The 16,224-nt window shown below is 72.9% G+C and carries 13 protein-coding genes; 10 read left to right on the top strand and 3 right to left on the bottom strand.

The genetic code is table 11. The annotated features are described in order from the left end of the window. The 4 genes from BZZ08_RS36410 to nudC form a co-directional block, all read left to right on the top strand. Positions 1 to 1,558: PD-(D/E)XK nuclease family protein (locus BZZ08_RS36410; protein WP_133169256.1), on the top strand; the 1,558-nt coding region annotated here is incomplete at its 5' end. A 172-nt stretch (positions 1,559 to 1,730) separates the two neighbouring features. Next, entirely contained in the window at positions 1,731 to 5,201 is a 3,471-nt protein-coding gene (locus BZZ08_RS36405) for an ATP-dependent DNA helicase (RefSeq protein ID WP_198601902.1), read from the top strand. Between the two features lie 10 nt (positions 5,202 to 5,211). Beyond that, a complete protein-coding gene (locus BZZ08_RS36400) occupies positions 5,212 to 6,624 on the top strand; it encodes a dipeptidase (protein WP_104636443.1) in 1,413 nt (470 codons plus the stop codon). A gap of 158 nt (positions 6,625 to 6,782) precedes the next feature. Further along, the gene (gene nudC / locus BZZ08_RS36395) at positions 6,783 to 7,727 is read left to right on the top strand and encodes an NAD(+) diphosphatase (protein ID WP_198601901.1); all 945 of its coding nucleotides are present in this window, start codon (positions 6,783 to 6,785) and stop codon (positions 7,725 to 7,727) included. Positions 7,728 to 7,819: 92 nt separating this feature from the next. On the opposite strand, the gene BZZ08_RS36390 is transcribed toward nudC, so the two are convergent. After that, complete coding sequence (locus tag BZZ08_RS36390; RefSeq protein ID WP_104636442.1) at positions 7,820 to 8,062, bottom strand: mycoredoxin; 243 nt, start codon at positions 8,060 to 8,062, stop codon at positions 7,820 to 7,822. 237 nt (positions 8,063 to 8,299) lie between these two features. Between BZZ08_RS36390 and BZZ08_RS36385 the strand changes: the two genes are divergently transcribed. The 4 genes from BZZ08_RS36385 (at position 8,300) to BZZ08_RS36370 (ending at position 11,871) form a co-directional block, all read left to right on the top strand. Beyond that, positions 8,300 to 10,513, top strand: a complete 2,214-nt coding sequence (locus tag BZZ08_RS36385) for an ATP-dependent DNA helicase UvrD2 (protein ID WP_198601900.1) — start codon at positions 8,300 to 8,302, stop codon at positions 10,511 to 10,513. Between the two features lie 164 nt (positions 10,514 to 10,677). Continuing rightward, positions 10,678 to 11,007, top strand: a complete 330-nt coding sequence (locus BZZ08_RS36380) for a hypothetical protein (protein ID WP_198601899.1) — start codon at positions 10,678 to 10,680, stop codon at positions 11,005 to 11,007. A 175-nt stretch (positions 11,008 to 11,182) separates the two neighbouring features. Then, positions 11,183 to 11,551 carry a WhiB family transcriptional regulator gene (locus BZZ08_RS36375; protein WP_064729724.1) on the top strand — a complete coding sequence of 123 codons (369 nt, stop codon included), beginning with the start codon at positions 11,183 to 11,185 and terminating at the stop codon, positions 11,549 to 11,551. Then, positions 11,548 to 11,871 carry a hypothetical protein gene (locus BZZ08_RS36370; RefSeq protein WP_104636439.1) on the top strand — a complete coding sequence of 108 codons (324 nt, stop codon included), beginning with the start codon at positions 11,548 to 11,550 and terminating at the stop codon, positions 11,869 to 11,871. Before BZZ08_RS36375 ends, BZZ08_RS36370 begins: the two co-directional genes overlap by 4 nt. A gap of 105 nt (positions 11,872 to 11,976) precedes the next feature. Here the strand turns inward: BZZ08_RS36370 and BZZ08_RS36365 are convergent, their stop codons facing one another. Together BZZ08_RS36365 and BZZ08_RS36360 are read right to left on the bottom strand one after the other, a co-directional pair. Beyond that, positions 11,977 to 13,392, bottom strand: a complete 1,416-nt coding sequence (locus BZZ08_RS36365) for an ABC1 kinase family protein (protein ID WP_104636438.1) — start codon at positions 13,390 to 13,392, stop codon at positions 11,977 to 11,979. Next, positions 13,385 to 14,599, bottom strand: a complete 1,215-nt coding sequence (locus tag BZZ08_RS36360; protein ID WP_133169255.1) for a TOMM precursor leader peptide-binding protein — start codon at positions 14,597 to 14,599, stop codon at positions 13,385 to 13,387. The genes BZZ08_RS36365 and BZZ08_RS36360 overlap by 8 nt, the downstream gene beginning before the upstream one ends. Before the next feature lie 239 nt (positions 14,600 to 14,838). Between BZZ08_RS36360 and BZZ08_RS36350 the strand changes: the two genes are divergently transcribed. Both BZZ08_RS36350 and BZZ08_RS36345 read left to right on the top strand, forming a co-directional pair. Further along, the gene (locus BZZ08_RS36350; protein WP_198601898.1) at positions 14,839 to 15,435 is read left to right on the top strand and encodes a M48 metallopeptidase family protein; all 597 of its coding nucleotides are present in this window, start codon (positions 14,839 to 14,841) and stop codon (positions 15,433 to 15,435) included. 138 nt (positions 15,436 to 15,573) lie between these two features. Then, the coding region (locus tag BZZ08_RS36345) for a TerD family protein (protein ID WP_133169254.1) at positions 15,574 to 16,224 on the top strand (651 nt) is incomplete at its 3' end.

The following is a 16,224-nucleotide window of genomic DNA, read 5'->3' as shown; positions in this document are numbered from 1 at the left end:
ACGCTCCGCCCGGCGCGGCGGCGCGGCCGGGCGCAACGCCGACCGCGACCTGGACGCCGTGTGCGCGCTGTTCGCGACGGCCGCCCGCGCGGAGGAGCGCACCGGCGGCCGGGGCGCCCTGAACTTCCTCGAGGAGATCGATGCCGAGGACATCGCGGCCGACACCCTCGCGCGGCGTGCCGTACGCCCCGACGCCGTTCGCCTGATGACCGCGCACCGCTCCAAGGGGCTGGAGTGGCGGCTGGTCGTCGTCGCCGGCGTCCAGGAGGGTCTGTGGCCCGACCTGCGCCGCCGCGGCTCCCTCCTGGAGGCCGACCGGATCGGCCGCGACGGACTCGCCGAACCCCTCACCCCCGGAGCCCTGCTCGCCGAGGAGCGCCGCCTGTTCTACGTGGCCGCCACGCGCGCGCGGGAACGACTCGTCGTGACCGCGGTGAAGGCACCGGCCGACGACGGGGACCAGCCCTCCCGGTTCCTGACCGAACTCGGCGTCGAACCCGCCGACGTCACCGGCCGCCCGCGCCGCCCCCTGGCCGTCGCGGCGCTCGTCGCCGAACTGCGGGCCACCACCGTCGACCCTCGCGTCTCCGCGCCTCTGAGAGAGGCCGCCGCGCGCCGTCTGGCCCGCCTCGCCGCGCTGACCGACGAGGACGGCCGCCCCCTGGTGCCGTCCGCCCATCCCTACCGCTGGTGGGGCATGTGGGACCCGACCGAGAGCAAGGTGCCCCTGCGCGACCGCGACCAGCCTGTCACCCTCTCCGGAAGCGCCCTGGACCAGTTGGCCAACACCTGCGCCCTGCAGTGGTTCCTGGGCCGTGAGGTGAAGGCCGACGCGCCCGCGACCACCGCCCAGGGCTTCGGCAACGTGGTGCACGTCCTCGCCGACGAGGTGGCCTCCGGACACACCCCGGCCGACCTCGCCGTCCTCATGGAGCGCCTGGACTCCGTGTGGAACGCGCTCGCCTTCGACGCGCCCTGGAAGTCGGCCCAGGAGAAGGCCCACGCGCGCGTGGCGCTCGAACGCTTCCTGAAGTGGCACGTCATGGACCGTGCCGGGCGCACCCCGGTGGCGAGCGAGCACGACTTCGACGTGACCCTGGAGGCGGGCGACTACGAGGTGCGCATCCGGGGCCAGATGGACCGCGTGGAGGCCGACGGCGACGGACGCGCCTACGTCGTCGACTTCAAGACCGGCAAACAGGCGCCCACGTCCTCGGAGGTGGCCCGCCACCCCCAGCTCGCCGTGTACCAGCTCGCCGTCCGCGAGGGCGCCGTCGACGACGTCTTCGACGGCGTACGCCCCGAACCGGGCGGCGCCGAACTCGTCCACCTGCGCCAGGGCGCGCCCCGGCGGGACGGCGGCGAGACCCTGCCCAAGGTGCAGACGCAGGAGTCGCAGCAGGGGCCGGAGGGCGAGTGGGTCGGCGACCTGCTGGCCACGGCCGCGGGCAAGGTCCTCGACGAACGGTTCACCCCGACCACGGGCCAGCACTGCACCCACTGCGCCTTCCGCGCGTCCTGCAGCGCACGGCCCGAGGGCCGGCACGTCGTGGAGTGAGCGACGGGAGGCGGGCGCCGGAGCGTCGCGGAACCGGACCGGAGCGGACCGGGACCGCCGAGGCCGAGCGGCCGGTGTGACACGTCGCACCCCACGGGCTGACCTGCGCTTCCCTCACCCCCGAAAGGCCATCCGGCACCCGCTGTCAGTGGGCGCCGCTAGCCTCTCTGACGTGCCCGCCCACATCACCGATCCTGAGCAGCTCAAGGAGCTCCTCGGCATCCCCTTCACCCCGGAGCAGACGGCCTGCATCGTCGCGCCGCCCGCACCGCAGGTGATCGTGGCCGGAGCCGGGTCGGGCAAGACGACGGTGATGGCGGCCCGCGTGGTGTGGCTGGTCGGCACCGGCCAGGTCGCCCCGGAACAGGTCCTCGGCCTCACCTTCACCAACAAGGCGGCCGGCGAACTCGCCGAACGCGTCCGCAAGGCCCTGATCAGAGCGGGCGTGACCGACCCGGACGTGATCGACCCGGACCACCCGCCGGGCGAGCCCGCGATCTCGACGTACCACGCCTTCGCGGGCCGCCTCCTGACCGACCACGGCCTGCGTCTCGGGCTGGAACCGACGTCCCGCCTGCTCGCCGACGCCACCCGCTACCAGCTCGCCGCGCGGGTCCTGCGCGAGGCCCCCGGGCCCTATCCGGCGCTCACCCGGTCCTTCGCCGACCTGGTCAGCGACCTCCTCGCCCTCGACGCCGAACTCGCCGAGCACCTCGTGCGCCCCGAAGACCTCCGCACCTGGGACGCCGGTCTGCTGGACACCCTGGAGGGCGTCCGGCTCAGCAACGCCGAACTGCGCAAGGTCCCCGAGGCCGCCGCCGCCCGCCGCGCACTGGCCGACCTGGTGATCCGCTACCGGGCCGCCAAACGCGAGCGGGACCTGCTCGACTTCGGCGACCAGATCGCCCTGTCCGCACGGCTCGCCGGACTCCCCGAGGTGGGCCGCGTGCTGCGCGACGAGTACCGGGTCGTGCTGCTCGACGAGTACCAGGACACCTCCGTGGCCCAGCGCATCCTCCTGGCGGGCCTGTTCGGCGGCGGCACCGGCCACCCCGTGACCGCCGTGGGCGACCCCTGCCAGGCGATCTACGGCTGGCGCGGCGCCTCCGTCGCCAACCTCGACGACTTCCCCGAACACTTCGCCCACGCGGACGGACGGCCCGCGGTCCGTCAGGCGCTCAGCGAGAACCGCCGCAGCGGCGGCCGCCTCCTCGACCTCGCCAACGGCCTCGCCGAGCCCCTGCGCGCCATGCACGCGGGCGTGGAGGCCCTGCGCCCCGCCCCGGGCGCCGAACGCGACGGCATGGTCCGCTGCGCCCTGCTGCGCACCCACGCCGAGGAGATCGACTGGCTCGCCGACTCCGTCGCCCACCTCGTGCGCACCGGCAAGGCACCCGGTGAGATCGCCGTCCTGTGCCGCACGGCGACCGACTTCGCCGAGATCCAGGGCGCGCTGGTGGCCCGCGACGTCCCCGTCGAGGTCGTCGGCCTCTCCGGGCTGCTGCACCTCCCCGAGGTGGCCGACCTGGTCGCCGTCTGCGAGGTCCTCCAGGACCCGGGCGCCAACGCCTCCCTGGTGCGCCTGCTCTCCGGACCGCGCTGGCGCATCGGCCCGCGCGACCTGGCCCTCCTGGGGCGCCGTGCCCGGTTGCTCGTGAGCCACGCGCGCGTGGCGGGCGCCCACGATCCCGACCGGAGGCTCGCCGAGGCCGTCGAGGGAGTCGACCCGTCCGAGGTGATATCGCTGGCGGACGCCCTGGACACCTTCCTGGAGACGCCGCTGGACGGCACCGGGGACGACGACGGGCTGCCCTTCTCGGCGGACGCGCGTGTGCGGTTCGCCCGGCTGGCCACCGAGCTGCGCGATCTGCGCCGAGCCCTGTCCGACCCGCTCATGGACGTCCTGCACCGCGTCCTCGCCGTCACCGGCCTGGAGGTCGAGCTGTCGGCGTCCCCGCACGCCCTGGCGGCCCGCCGCCGCGAGACCCTGTCCAACTTCCTCGACGTCGCCGCGTCCTTCGCCGCGAGCGACGGCGAGGCCAACCTGCTCGCCTTCCTCGGTTTCCTGCGCACCGCCGCGCAGTACGAGAAGGGCCTGGACAACGCGCTGCCCGGCGGCGAGAACACCGTCAAGGTGCTCACCGCGCACAAGTCCAAGGGCCTGGAGTGGGACGTCGTCGCCGTGCCCGGCCTCGTCACCGGCACCTTCCCCAGCGGCCAGGGACGCGAGAAGTGGACCGCCCAGGGCAAGGTGCTGCCGCACGGCCTGCGCGGCGACGCCGAGACCCTGCCCGACGTCGCCTCCTGGGACTCCCGCGGCCTGAAGGCCTTCCACGAGGCCATGAAGGACCACCAGCACACCGAAGAGCTCCGCCTCGGCTACGTCACCTTCACCCGCCCCCGCTCCCTGCTCCTCGGCTCCGGACACTGGTGGGGGCCCAGCCAGAAGAAGCCCCGCGGCCCCTCGGACTTCCTCACGGCGCTGTACGAGCACTGCGCCGCCGGACACGGCGAGATCGAGGCCTGGGCGGACGAACCGGCCGAGGACGAGGAGAACCCCGCCCTGCACCGGGCGGCCGTCGACGAGGTCTGGCCCCTGCCCCTGGACGACGAGGCACTCGCCCGGCGCCGGGCCGCCGCGCAGACGGTCCTCGCCCACCTGGACGGCCTCGCCTCCGGGGAAGGCGGCCTCCCGTCCGACCCCGGCACCTACGACGACCCGGACTGGCCGCCACCTCCGGAGGACGACGAGGCACTCCCGGAGGAAGCGGATCCCGACCGGGCCGGGGACCCCGCCGACTGGGACACCTGGACCGCGGACCGCCCCACCACCCCGCGGGAGAGCCCCACGGTCCCGCACCAGGCGACGCCCCACGAACCGTCCTCGGGCGCCGCACGCGCACCCGCACGCCTCACTCCGGAGGAGGCCCGTACCGTCGCCTCCTGGGACCGCGACCTCGACGCGCTCACCGGCGAGCTCCTGCGCGCTCGCGAGAGCGTCACCGAAGTGCGGCTTCCGGCGTCGCTGACCGCCTCTCAGCTGCTGAGTCTGGCCGCCGACCCGGACGGCTTCGCCCAGGAGCTGGCCCGGCCCATGCCCCGCCCGCCGCAGCCCGCCGCGCGCCGCGGCACCCGCTTCCACGCCTGGGTCGAGGCCCGGTTCGAACCCCTGACGCTGCCCCTGCTGGAACCGGAGGAGCTGCCCGGCGGCGACGCCGAGATCGCCGACGAACAGGATCTGGAGTTCCTGAAGGACGCCTTCGAGCGCACCGAGTACGCCCGCCGCACACCCTTCCGCGTGGAGGCGCCCTTCCAGCTCTCGCTCGCCGGCCGGGTCGTACGCGGCCGCATCGACGCCGTCTACAAGGAGGGCAACGGAGAAACCGCGACGTACGAGATCGTCGACTGGAAGACGAACCGCGCCGCCACCGCCGACCCGCTCCAGCTCGCGCTCTACCGCATCGCCTGGGCCGAGCAGCAGCACGTGCCGCCCGCCTCGGTGACGGCCGCGTTCCTGTACGTGCGCACCGGCGAGGTCGTACGGCCCCAGGGGCTGCCGGACCGGGCGGCGCTGGAGAAGCTGCTGCTGGCCGAGCCGGTCGGTGACGAACCGCACGATCGGGGTGTCCGCGCGGGCCGATAGGCTCGTAAGCATGAGCCACCCCGTTGACAATGCTGTCAGCGCTGTCCGCACGTACATCGAACAGCACCGCGCCGCCTTCCTCGACGACCTCGTCGACTGGCTGCGCATCCCGTCCGTGTCGGCCCAGCCCGACCACGCGACCGATGTGCACCGCAGCGCCGACTGGCTCGCCGCCAAACTGAAGGAGACCGGCTTCCCGACCGCCGAGGTCTGGCCCACCCCCGGCGCCCCCGCGGTCTTCGCCGAGTGGCCCTCCGGAGACCCGCAGGCGCCGACGGTCCTCGTCTACGGCCACCACGACGTACAGCCCGCCGCCCGCGAGGACGGCTGGAACAGCGACCCCTTCGACCCCGTCGTCCGCGAGAACCGTCTCTACGCGCGCGGGGCGGCCGACGACAAGGGGCAGGTGTTCTTCCACACACTCGGCGTGCGCGCCCATCTCGCCGCCACCGGCCGCACCGCCCCCGCGGTCAACCTCAAGCTGCTGATCGAGGGCGAGGAGGAATCCGGCTCCCCGCACTTCCGCGCCCTCGTCGAGGAGCGCGCCGAGCGGCTCACCGCCGACGCGGTGGTGGTCTCCGACACCGGCATGTGGTCCGAGGACACCCCCACCGTCTGCACCGGCATGCGGGGCCTCGCCGAGTGCGAGATCCACCTGCACGGACCCGACCAGGACATCCACTCGGGCTCCTTCGGCGGAGCGGTCCCCAACCCGGCCACCGCCGTCGCCCGACTCGTGGCCGCCCTGCACGACGAGCACGCGCGCGTGGCGATCCCCGGCTTCTACGACGGAGTGGTCGACCTCACCGACCGCGAGCGTGAGCTCTTCGCCGAACTGCCCTTCGACGAGCGGCAGTGGCTGCGCACGGCCAAGTCCTACGCCGCCCACGGCGAAGCCGGACACACCACCCTGGAGCGCATCTGGGCCCGCCCCACCGCCGAGGTCAACGGCATCGGCGGCGGCTACCAGGGCCCGGGCAGCAAGACGATCATCCCGTCGTCCGCCATGGTGAAGCTCTCCTTCCGCCTCGTCGCGGGCCAAGAGCCCGATCACGTGGAGAAGGCCGTCCGCGCCTGGGCCGCCGACCGGGTTCCGTCGGGCATCCGCTGCGAGATCACCTTCAGCTCCGCCACCCGCCCGTGCCTGACGCCGCTGGACCACCCCGCGCTGCGGTCCGTGGTCCGCGCGATGGGCCGGGCCTTCGGGAAACCGGTCCGCTTCACGCGCGAGGGCGGCTCAGGACCGGCCGCCGACCTCCAGGAGGTCCTCGGAGCGCCGGTGCTCTTCCTCGGCATCTCCGTCCCGTCCGACGGCTGGCACGCCCCCGACGAGAAGGTGGAACTGGACCTGCTCCTCAAGGGCGTCGAAACCTCCGCCCACCTCTGGGGCGATCTGGCGGAGCACTGGCGTCACGCGCCCTGAGCGCCGCACGGTCCGGGACCCGACCGGCGACGCGCGCGGCACACTGGAAAGGCCGCCCCGCACCGCCGAGCCCTCCCGGACCCGGGCACCGCCCGCCGTACGAACCGCTGAACCCGCCTGCCGAACCGAACCGCTCACCGGGGGAGTTGGAAGCACCCGTGACCACCTGGACCGACCACACCGCCGACCGTCCCATCTCGCTCACCGCGCCCAGCGGCATCGACCGCGCCGCCCACCACCGCCTCGACGAGGCCTGGCTCGCGGCGGCGTGGAGCCACCCCTCGACGCGCTGCTTCGTGGTCTCCGGCGGCCAGGTCCTGATCGACGAGACACCCGACGGGGCCACCGAACTCGTCATGACCCCCTCCTTCGAGGCCCCGCTCACCGAGGCGCACCGCTACTTCCTGGGCACCGACGAGGACGGGACCAGCTACTTCGCCCTCCAGAAGGACTCCCTGCCCGGCCGCATGGACCAGTCCGCCCGCCCCGCGGGCCTGCGCGAGGCCGGCCTGCTCCTGTCGCCCCGGGACGCCGGACTGATGGCCCACGCGGTCGCCCTGGAGAACTGGCAGCGCCTGCACCGGTTCTGCTCCCGCTGCGGCGAGCGCACCGTCATCGCCGCGGCAGGACACATCCGCCGTTGCCCCGCCTGCGGTGCCGAGCACTACCCGCGCACCGACCCGGCGGTGATCATGGCGGTCACGGACGGGGAGGACCGCATCCTGCTCGGCCGCCAGATGCACTGGCCCGAGGGCCGCTTCTCGACCCTCGCCGGTTTCGTGGAGCCCGGGGAGTCCATCGAGCAGTCGGTGCGCCGCGAGGTCCAGGAGGAGGTCGGCGTCACCGTCGGCCCGGTCGAGTACGTCGCGAGCCAGCCGTGGCCGTTCCCGTCCAGCCTGATGCTCGGCTTCATGGCCCACGCCACGTCGACCGAGATCAACGTCGACGGCGACGAGATCCACGAGGCCCGCTGGTTCTCCCGCGAGGAACTGGGCGCCGCCTTCGAGTCCGGCGAGGTGCTGCCGCCCTACGGCATCTCGATCGCGGCCCGCCTCATCGAACTCTGGTACGGCAGGCCCCTGCCCACACGCGGCGCTTTCTGAGCCCGGCGTCACAAGAGGGGCGGCCCCCTCCCGTTGCGGGAGGGGGCCGCCCCTTTACGACTTCTGCGACTGACTGGGTCCTGGCCTGCCGGCTACGCGCCGACCTTCTGCTTCACCTGCGCCAGCGACGGGTTCGTCAGCGTCGAGCCGTCGGGGAAGAGCACGGTCGGCACCGTCTGGTTTCCGCCGTTCGCCTTCTCCACGAACGCGGCGGACTCCGGGTCCTGCTCGATGTTGACCTCGGTGTACGCGATGCCCTCGCGGTCCATCTGGCTCTTCAGCCGACGGCAGTAGCCGCACCACGTGGTGCTGTACATCGTCACAGTGCCCGGCATGTCTCTCGTGCTCCTTCGGCGACTCGGGAAAGCGGCGGCTCGGGGATGAGGTCGCAGAAGGAGAACGTCCACGGCGGCGCGACCATTCCCGTCGCGCCTTCCCGCCGCGTGCTGCCTGCGGCGTGCTGCTTGCCGTGTGCTGCCTGCGGCGTGACGCCTGTCGCATTGGTACGACTATCGGTGCGTGCCTGTGGACAACCGACTCACCCGTCTCGCGAGACCTGGCAGCATGGCGGTGTGACAGCAGCAACGCACTCCACCCTCTTCCCGCAGGTACCGGACTCGGCCGACGCGGTGCTCGAAGGGCTCGACCCCGAGCAGCGCGAGGTGGCGACCGCCCTGCACGGCCCGGTGTGTGTGCTGGCGGGAGCCGGCACGGGCAAGACCCGGGCGATCACCCACCGCATCGCCTACGGAGTGCGGGCCGGGATCCTCCAGCCCTCCAGCGTGCTCGCCGTCACCTTCACCAACCGTGCGGCCGGCGAGATGCGCGGTCGGCTGCGCCAGCTCGGCGCCGCCGGTGTGCAGGCCCGCACCTTCCACTCGGCGGCGCTGCGCCAGCTCCAGTACTTCTGGCCGAAAGCGATCGGCGGCTCCCTGCCCAGGCTCGTCGACCGCAAGATCCAGCTCGTCGCCGACGCGGCCGCCGCCTGCCGCATCCGCCTCGACCGGGGTGAGCTGCGCGACGTCACCGCGGAGATCGAGTGGTCCAAGGTGACCCAGACGGTCCCCGCCGACTACGCCCCGGCGGCGGCCAAGGCCGGCCGTGAGGCTCCCCGCGACCCGGCGGAGATCGCGCAGTTGTACGCGGCCTACGAGGACCTCAAGCGCGCGCGCTCCGTCATCGACTTCGAGGACGTGCTGCTGCTGACGGTGGCCGTCCTCCAGGACCGGCACGACGTCGCCGAGCAGGTCCGCGCCCAGTACCAGCACTTCGTGGTCGACGAGTACCAGGACGTCAGCCCGCTCCAGCAGCGCCTGCTGGAGCTGTGGCTCGGAGACCGCGACGACCTGTGCGTGGTCGGCGACGCCAGCCAGACGATCTATTCGTTCACGGGAGCAACCCCCGACCATCTGCTCGACTTCCGCGTCCGCCACCCCGGTGCCACCGTCGTCAAGCTGGTCCGCGACTACCGGTCCACCCCGCAGGTCGTCCACCTCGCCAACGGTCTGCTCGCCCAGGCCAGAGGGCGGGCGGCCGACCACCGTCTGGAACTGGTCTCCCAGCGCCCCGCGGGCCCCGAGCCCGTCTACACCGAGTACGCCGACGAGCCGGCCGAGGCCGAGGGAGCGGCCCGCCGCATCCGCGAGCTCATCGACTCGGGGGTTCCGGCCGCCGAGATCGCCGTCCTGTTCCGCACCAACTCCCAGTCCGAGACCTACGAGCAGGCGCTCGCCGACGCCGGGGTGCCGTACCAGCTGCGGGGCGCGGAGCGCTTCTTCGACCGGCCGGAGGTGCGCAAGGCCGGCAGTGCCCTGCGGGCCGCGGCACGCTTCGGCGGCAACGACTCGCTCCTCGACGACGTCGTCGACCTGCCCTCGCAGGTGCGCGCGGTGCTGTCCGGGGAGGGCTGGACGACCGAGCCGCCAGCCGGATCGGGCGCCGTGCGGGAGCGCTGGGAGTCGCTGGCCGCCCTGGTCAACCTGGCGCACGACTTCGCCGCCGCCAGAGCGGGAGCGACCCTGAGCGATCTGGTCGTGGAACTCGACGAGCGGGCGGGCGCCCAGCACGCCCCGACGGTGCAGGGCGTCACCCTCGCCTCCCTGCACTCGGCCAAGGGCCTGGAGTGGGACGTCGTGTTCCTGGTCGGCGTCGCCGAGGGCATGATGCCGATCACCTACGCAAAGACCGACGAGCAGATCGAGGAGGAACGCCGCCTCCTCTACGTCGGTGTCACCCGCGCGCGGGAACGCCTGCACCTGTCCTGGGCGCTGGCCCGGTCGCCCGGCGGCCGGCCGAGCCGCAGGCCCAGCCGTTTCCTGAAGGGGCTGCGACCCGGTTCGGGCGCGGCAGGCGGGCGAGCAGCGGCCGCCGCCGGGGGCACCGGAGGCGTGGAGCGTGGGTTTGGGGGCGGCGGTGGCCGTGCCGGAGCCGCCGCGCCGAGACGGACCCAGCGGACACCGGCCCGCTGCCGGGTCTGCGGACGCACGCTCACCGACGCCGGTGAGATGAAGCTGATGCGCTGCGAGGGCTGCCCGTCCGACATGGACGAGGGCGTCTACGAGCGGCTGCGGGAGTGGCGGGCGCTGCAGGCGGGACGGAGTGGACAGCCCGCGTTCTGCGTCTTCACCGACAAGACGCTGATGGCGATCGCCGAGTCCGTCCCGGAGGACGAGCGGGAGCTGGTCCGGATCCCGGGGGTCGGGGCCCGCAAGCTCAACCGCTACGGGTCCGATGTCCTGGCCATCTGCGCAGGCCAGGAAGGTGTGGGACTTGACGAGGACGACTGATACAAACTCGTCGAGAAAATAGTTTGCGCATGCCCCGGGAATCCCCATAGGTTCTTGGTCACGGGAACAGCGGCCTTCCCGGAGGCCCTGAATCCGTGTTGTACTTGCATATCCGCGGACTGGTTCGTCCCAGTCCCCCGAGACGCCGAGAGGAGGCGAGTCCAGTGATCAGCATCAACAGCAGCTTCAACGTCAGCTCCACCGCCAAAATGACCGATCGCTCGGCCGTCTCCCTGTGCACGCTCGGCGCTTCTCACTCGGGCACCGGTCTGTCCGGCATTCGTGCCGTGCGTCCGGCCGCCGCCGCTGCTCCCGCGGGCCTTCCCGTCCGCGAGCGCAATGAGCGACCGACCAAGGCACTGGAAGCAGCAGTAGCGGCACAGGCGCAGGCCTATGCCTTTACCGCGACCGGTGCCGGATTCCGGAAGCAGACGACGCAGCACCACCTGATGTGGGCCTTCCGTGGGCCAGAACCCTGGAGTGATCCAGCCTGATCGCCGATCAGGCCGGCGCCTTCAGGGCCGCGGAACCCCACCCGGGATCCGCGGCCCTTCTGTTTGTCCCCGAACGGGGGCGACAGCACGAAGGAGCCTCGGGACAAGTAAAGAACCCGGTACCAAGCCGCCACCCGGTCAACCGGCCGGAACGAACAGACGAGGAAGACCACCCGTGCAACTCGAAGCGCACGCCCCGTCCGTACCGCCTTCCGACACGATCCCCAAGCCCTGTTCCACGGAGGACTCCACCTTGACCCCGCTCACCGCGCTCACCGCGCTCGACGACGCCATCGAGAACCTCGGCGTACCCGTCCCCTGCCGCTCCTACGACCCGGAGGTCTTCTTCGCCGAGTCGCCGGCGGACGTGGAGTACGCCAAGTCCCTCTGCCGTACCTGCCCGCTGGTCGAGGCCTGCCTCGCCGGTGCCAAGGAGCGGCGTGAGCCCTGGGGCGTCTGGGGTGGAGAGCTGTTCGTCCAGGGTGTCGTCGTCGCCCGGAAGCGGCCCCGTGGCCGCCCGCGCAAGAACCCGGTTTCGGCATGAACACCGCAGGCACGATCGACCGCCCCCTCACGTACGACCCCCAGAAGCAGGCCCCGATGAAGCCGTCCACCCACGACATCGCAGGCACCACGCCTGAAGACTTCACCAGCAGCGGCGCGAAGGACTCGCGTCAGAACAGGACCCGCGAGATGCAACTCATCCCAGAAGCCCTGGCACGTGCGCATATGCACGACCGCCTGCACGAGGCCGAGCAGGAGCGCCGGGCGCTGCGCCTGGCGACCGCTCGCCGGATGCAGCGCCGGGCGGAGCGCGCCTCCATGCGCGCCCGGCGTGCGCTGGCCATGGCGGTCATGCAGTAACCGACACACCTGAAGCGGAGGTCTCCCGGCGGGAGACGAAGCTCCACCCCGGGGGGCCGGTCCGTGCGAACGGACCGGCCCCCCGGCGTGTTCGGCCCCGGTGGATCAGGCCTCCGCGGCCGTCTCCTCCCCCTCGTACTCGTCCTCGCCCTCCTCGGCGGCGTCCTCGTCCACCTCTTCGGTCTCGTCCTCGGCGAGGAACCCGACCAGCCACTCCTCCAGCTCGTCGCGCAGCCGAACGGTGGCCCCCAGCTGGCACAGCACACCGATGGTGCTCAGGGTCACGCGGTGGATCAGCAGGTACGCCGGCGGCAGGTTGAGCTGCTTGGCCAACTGGTACGCCGGGGAGCGGGGATCACCGATGCGGGCGGCCTGGCTCCGCATCCAGCCGCGGGTGAAGGTGAACGCGTCGACCCGGGCCGGCTCGATGATCGGCAGGAGGTAGTCGAGAACGGCGTCCGGGTCCAGCTCTATCGACTCCTTGACGAAGCCCTCCGTGCGGAGCATCTCGTAGACGGCCTCCGCCTCGCCGTCCAGCGTCATGCGCAGGGCCTCGCCGATGGGCTCGGGCAGGCCGCCCGGGAGGCGGTCGACCGTGCCGAAGTCCAGGACGCCCAGGCGCCAGTCGTCCTCGCCCTGAGGCCCGCCGGGCAGCAGCCGGAAGTTGCCGGGGTGCGGGTCGGCGTGCAGGAGCCCGGTGCGCGCGGGACCGGAGAACAGGAAGTGGGCCAGCAACTGGCCGGCCCGGTCGCGCTGCTCCTGCGTGCCGTTCGAGATGATCTCCGACATCGGGATGCCGTCGATCCACTCGGTGACCAGCACCTGCTCGCGCTGGTGGACGACGTCCGGCACCACGATGTCCGGGTCGTCGTCGAAGACCTCGGCGTGCGTCCGCTGGGCCTGTGCCTCCAGGTCGTAGTCCAGCTCCTCCGAGACCCGGTCCTTCAGCTCCGTGATCAGCGGCTTGATGTCCATGCCGGGGACCAGCGGCCCGAGCAGGCGGGCGAAGCGGCTGAGCTGGTTCAGGTCGGACAGCAGGGCCTCGCCGGCGCCCGGGTACTGCACCTTGACCGCCACCTCACGGCCGTCGTGCCACACCCCCCGGTGCACCTGGCCGATCGAGGCGGCCGCGGCGGGCTTGTCCTCGAACTCCAGGAACAGGTCCTGCCAGTCCTCACCGAGCCGCTCCGCGAGCACGGAGTGCACGGTGCGCGTCGGCATCGGCGGCGCCGCCTCCTGGAGCTTGGTCAGCGCGGCCCGGTAGGGGCCGGCGACCTCCTCGGGCAGCGCCGACTCGAAGACGGACAGGGCCTGCCCGAACTTCATCGCCCCGCCCTTGAGCTCGCCCAGCACCTTGAACAGCTGGTCCGCGGTGCGCTGCTGCAGCTGCTGGCCGACGATCTCCGCGGACTCGCCCACGATTCGCTTGCCCAGCCCCCAGGTGGCCCGCCCGGCGAAGCCGAGCGGAAGCGCGGCGAGCTTGGCGGTCCGGGTGACCGCCTTGCGCGGAAGATCAGACATGCGCCCTCCAAGTCCCAGCCGGCCGTGTCGGTTCCGCCTCGTGGCGTAGGTCCGCCGACGGCCCTTGCCCCGCCATTGTCGCGCGCCGCACCCCGTCCTCGGCGATGTGTTCCTGCTTACCTTTCCCGGCCGCTCCGCAGGGGCACCCGGGGTGCGGCCGGACCGGCCGCACCCGCCATCGCAGACCGGGCAGCGCGACCTCCCAGCGCGCGCCGGTGCTCGACGGGGTCCGGCCGTCCAGGAAGGCCAGCGCGTGAGCCGCCGCGAACCCGGCGACGGTCGTCGCGAGGGTGAGGTCGCAGGGCGGTACCCGGCGCTGCCGGCCGGAGCGCCACTGCGCCACGAGCCGCGGCCAGGCCGGGTCCCGGTCGGTGCGGTCGGCGTGCAGACAACCGGCGCACCCCGTCTCGCCGGGCAGCACGAGGGGGCCGACGACGCCGGTTCCCTCCACGACACCGGCGTACAGGTGGGGCGTGCCGGAGGCCATCAGGGATTCCGCGCCGGCGGGGTCGGGCGTGTGCACCGCGACATCGTCGCGCGGGGCGAGAACCACCAGGGCGAGACCCGGGGCGCCCTCCTCGGGCGGTGTCGTCGGGCCCCGGCGCGGCGGCCGGTCGGGGGCGGCCCGGCGGACCACGCGGCGGGCCGTCTCGTCCCGGCGGTCGCCGACGGACTCGGCGGGCAGACCGCCCGGAGCGACGTCCCACGGCTCGACGCGTCCGCCGTCGCGCACGTCGATCTCCCCGATGCCCGCGCCCGACAACAGCCCCGCCAGCACCGCGCCCACCCGTCCCGCACCCCGTACACCCACCCGCCGGGCACGTCGGGCGGCCAGGTGTCTGATCGCGTCGCCCGGCTCCGACGTGGTCAGGGACAGTGAGGCCAGGTCGGGGCGGAGCCGGTCGAGGACCTCCTGCTTCTCCCGCAGGGCGTCGGCGGCCGGGCCGCCGCCCCGGGAGTCGTCGAGGAGACCGGCCCGCGCCAGTCGCTCCACGACCCGGTCGACATGCCCGTCCGGCAGGTCCATGCGCTGCCCCGCCTCCCGCAGGAGCGCCGGGCCACGGGTGCCGTTGAGCAGTTCGAGGAAACTGCCCGTCGCCGTGTCCACCGGCGCCAGCGTCAGCGCGTGCGCCGGTGTCATCCCGAACTGCACGGTGTTCAGATCGCGCCAGCCGCGCCTGAGCGCGGGCTTCACCATCGGATGCATGCCAGGTCCCCCGTCTGTCCTGCGGTGTCGTGCCGTGTCGTGCCGTGTCTTCGTGCGTCTGCGGGATCCGTCCGCGAGTGCCAGCATGCCCGGATGCGCTCGGGGGCGTCGAAAGTTGTCCACAGGCAGTGGGTATTCGTCGTACGAATCAGCCGCACACCTCCCAGGACGAGTGGTGGATCGGCGCCGATGCGTCCCGGAGCCGGGACTTCCCCGTGTGCAGCGGGTAACGTCGTGGCGTGTCCGCCGACCCACTGCACCGCGCCGGGGCACCCCCGCGCACACCGACGAATCCGCCGCCGAACGGCCCGGGGACGAGCGCGATCGAGGTGCGCAGGAGCACCCGGCGACGCCGGACGGTATCCGCGTACCGCGAGGGCGATCGCACCGTCGTACTGATCCCCGCCCGGATGTCCGAGGCCGAGGAGCAACGCTGGGTGAGCGTCATGCTGGACAAGCTGGCCGCCCAGGAGAGCAAGCGCGTCCTCGGCGACGCCGAGCTGGCCGCGCGCGCGGAGCGCCTGTCGGGGCAGTACTTCGAAGGCCGGGCCCGGCCCGCCTCGGTCCGCTGGGTCACCAACCAGAACACCCGCTGGGGCTCGTGCACCCCGTCCGAGGGAAGCATCCGGCTGTCGCACCGCCTCCAGGGCATGCCCGAGTACGTCGTCGACTACGTCCTCCTGCACGAACTGGCGCATCTGCTGGTCCCCGGGCACGGACCCCGGTTCTGGCGGCTCCTCGAGGCCTACCCGCGGACCGAGCGCGCCAGGGGCTACCTGGAGGGCGTGGTCGCGGCGGACCGGCTGCCGCACGTACCCGGCGCCCGCGGCGAGTAGCGCGCGCGGCCCTGGCGGGTGTCCGCCACGGCCCCGCACGGGTTTCGTACCGGGTCTGTACCGACTTCCTCCGGTGTCGGTGTTTGCCGTTAGCCTGTCGCGACGCACTCGCATTCGGATGGGGGACGGTCGTAACGCATGGCCAGGGAATTCCAACGCGGCCACAAGGCCAGGATCAGTGACCTCACCGCGGGCACGGATCTGTACGTAGGCGTGCAGATCTCCGGCCCCGGACTGAGCTTCGACATCAGCTGCTTCGGTCTCGACGCCGACGAGCGGTTGTCGGACGACCGGTACTTCGTGTTCTTCAACCAGCCGAAGACCCCCGAGGAGTCCATCCAGCTCCTGGGTGCGCAGGCGGGGGACACGGAGTCCTTCCGGGTCACCCTGGACAGGATTCCGCAGCAGATCCAGAAGCTGTCCTTCACCGCGACGATCGACGGCGCGGGACAGATGTCGCAGGTGGGCCCCGGGTACATCCGGATCGTCGCGGGCGGCGAAGAGGTGGCCCGGTACCCGTTCAGCGGCTCCGAGTTCTCCACCGAGCGCGCCGTGATGCTGGGCGACTTCTATCTGAAGGACGTGTGGCGGTTCGCCGCCGTCGGACAGGGCTTCGACGGCGGTCTCGACGCGCTGCTGAAGAACTTCGGCGGCGAGGTGGCCGAGGACGAGGCCCCTGCCCCGCAGCAGGCGCAGCAGCCGCAGAGCGGTGCCGCCCCGAGCTTCGCCCCGCCCGCCCAGGCCTCCGCGCCGCCCGCCTTCGGCGCGCCCGCCGCGTCCGCCCCGGCC

The organism is Streptomyces sp. MH60, from assembly GCF_002939385.1.
In the GTDB taxonomy this organism is placed as follows: domain Bacteria; phylum Actinomycetota; class Actinomycetes; order Streptomycetales; family Streptomycetaceae; genus Streptomyces.
Note: the sequence above shows the minus strand (reverse complement) of the source record. Positions and strands in the feature narration are given on the sequence as shown.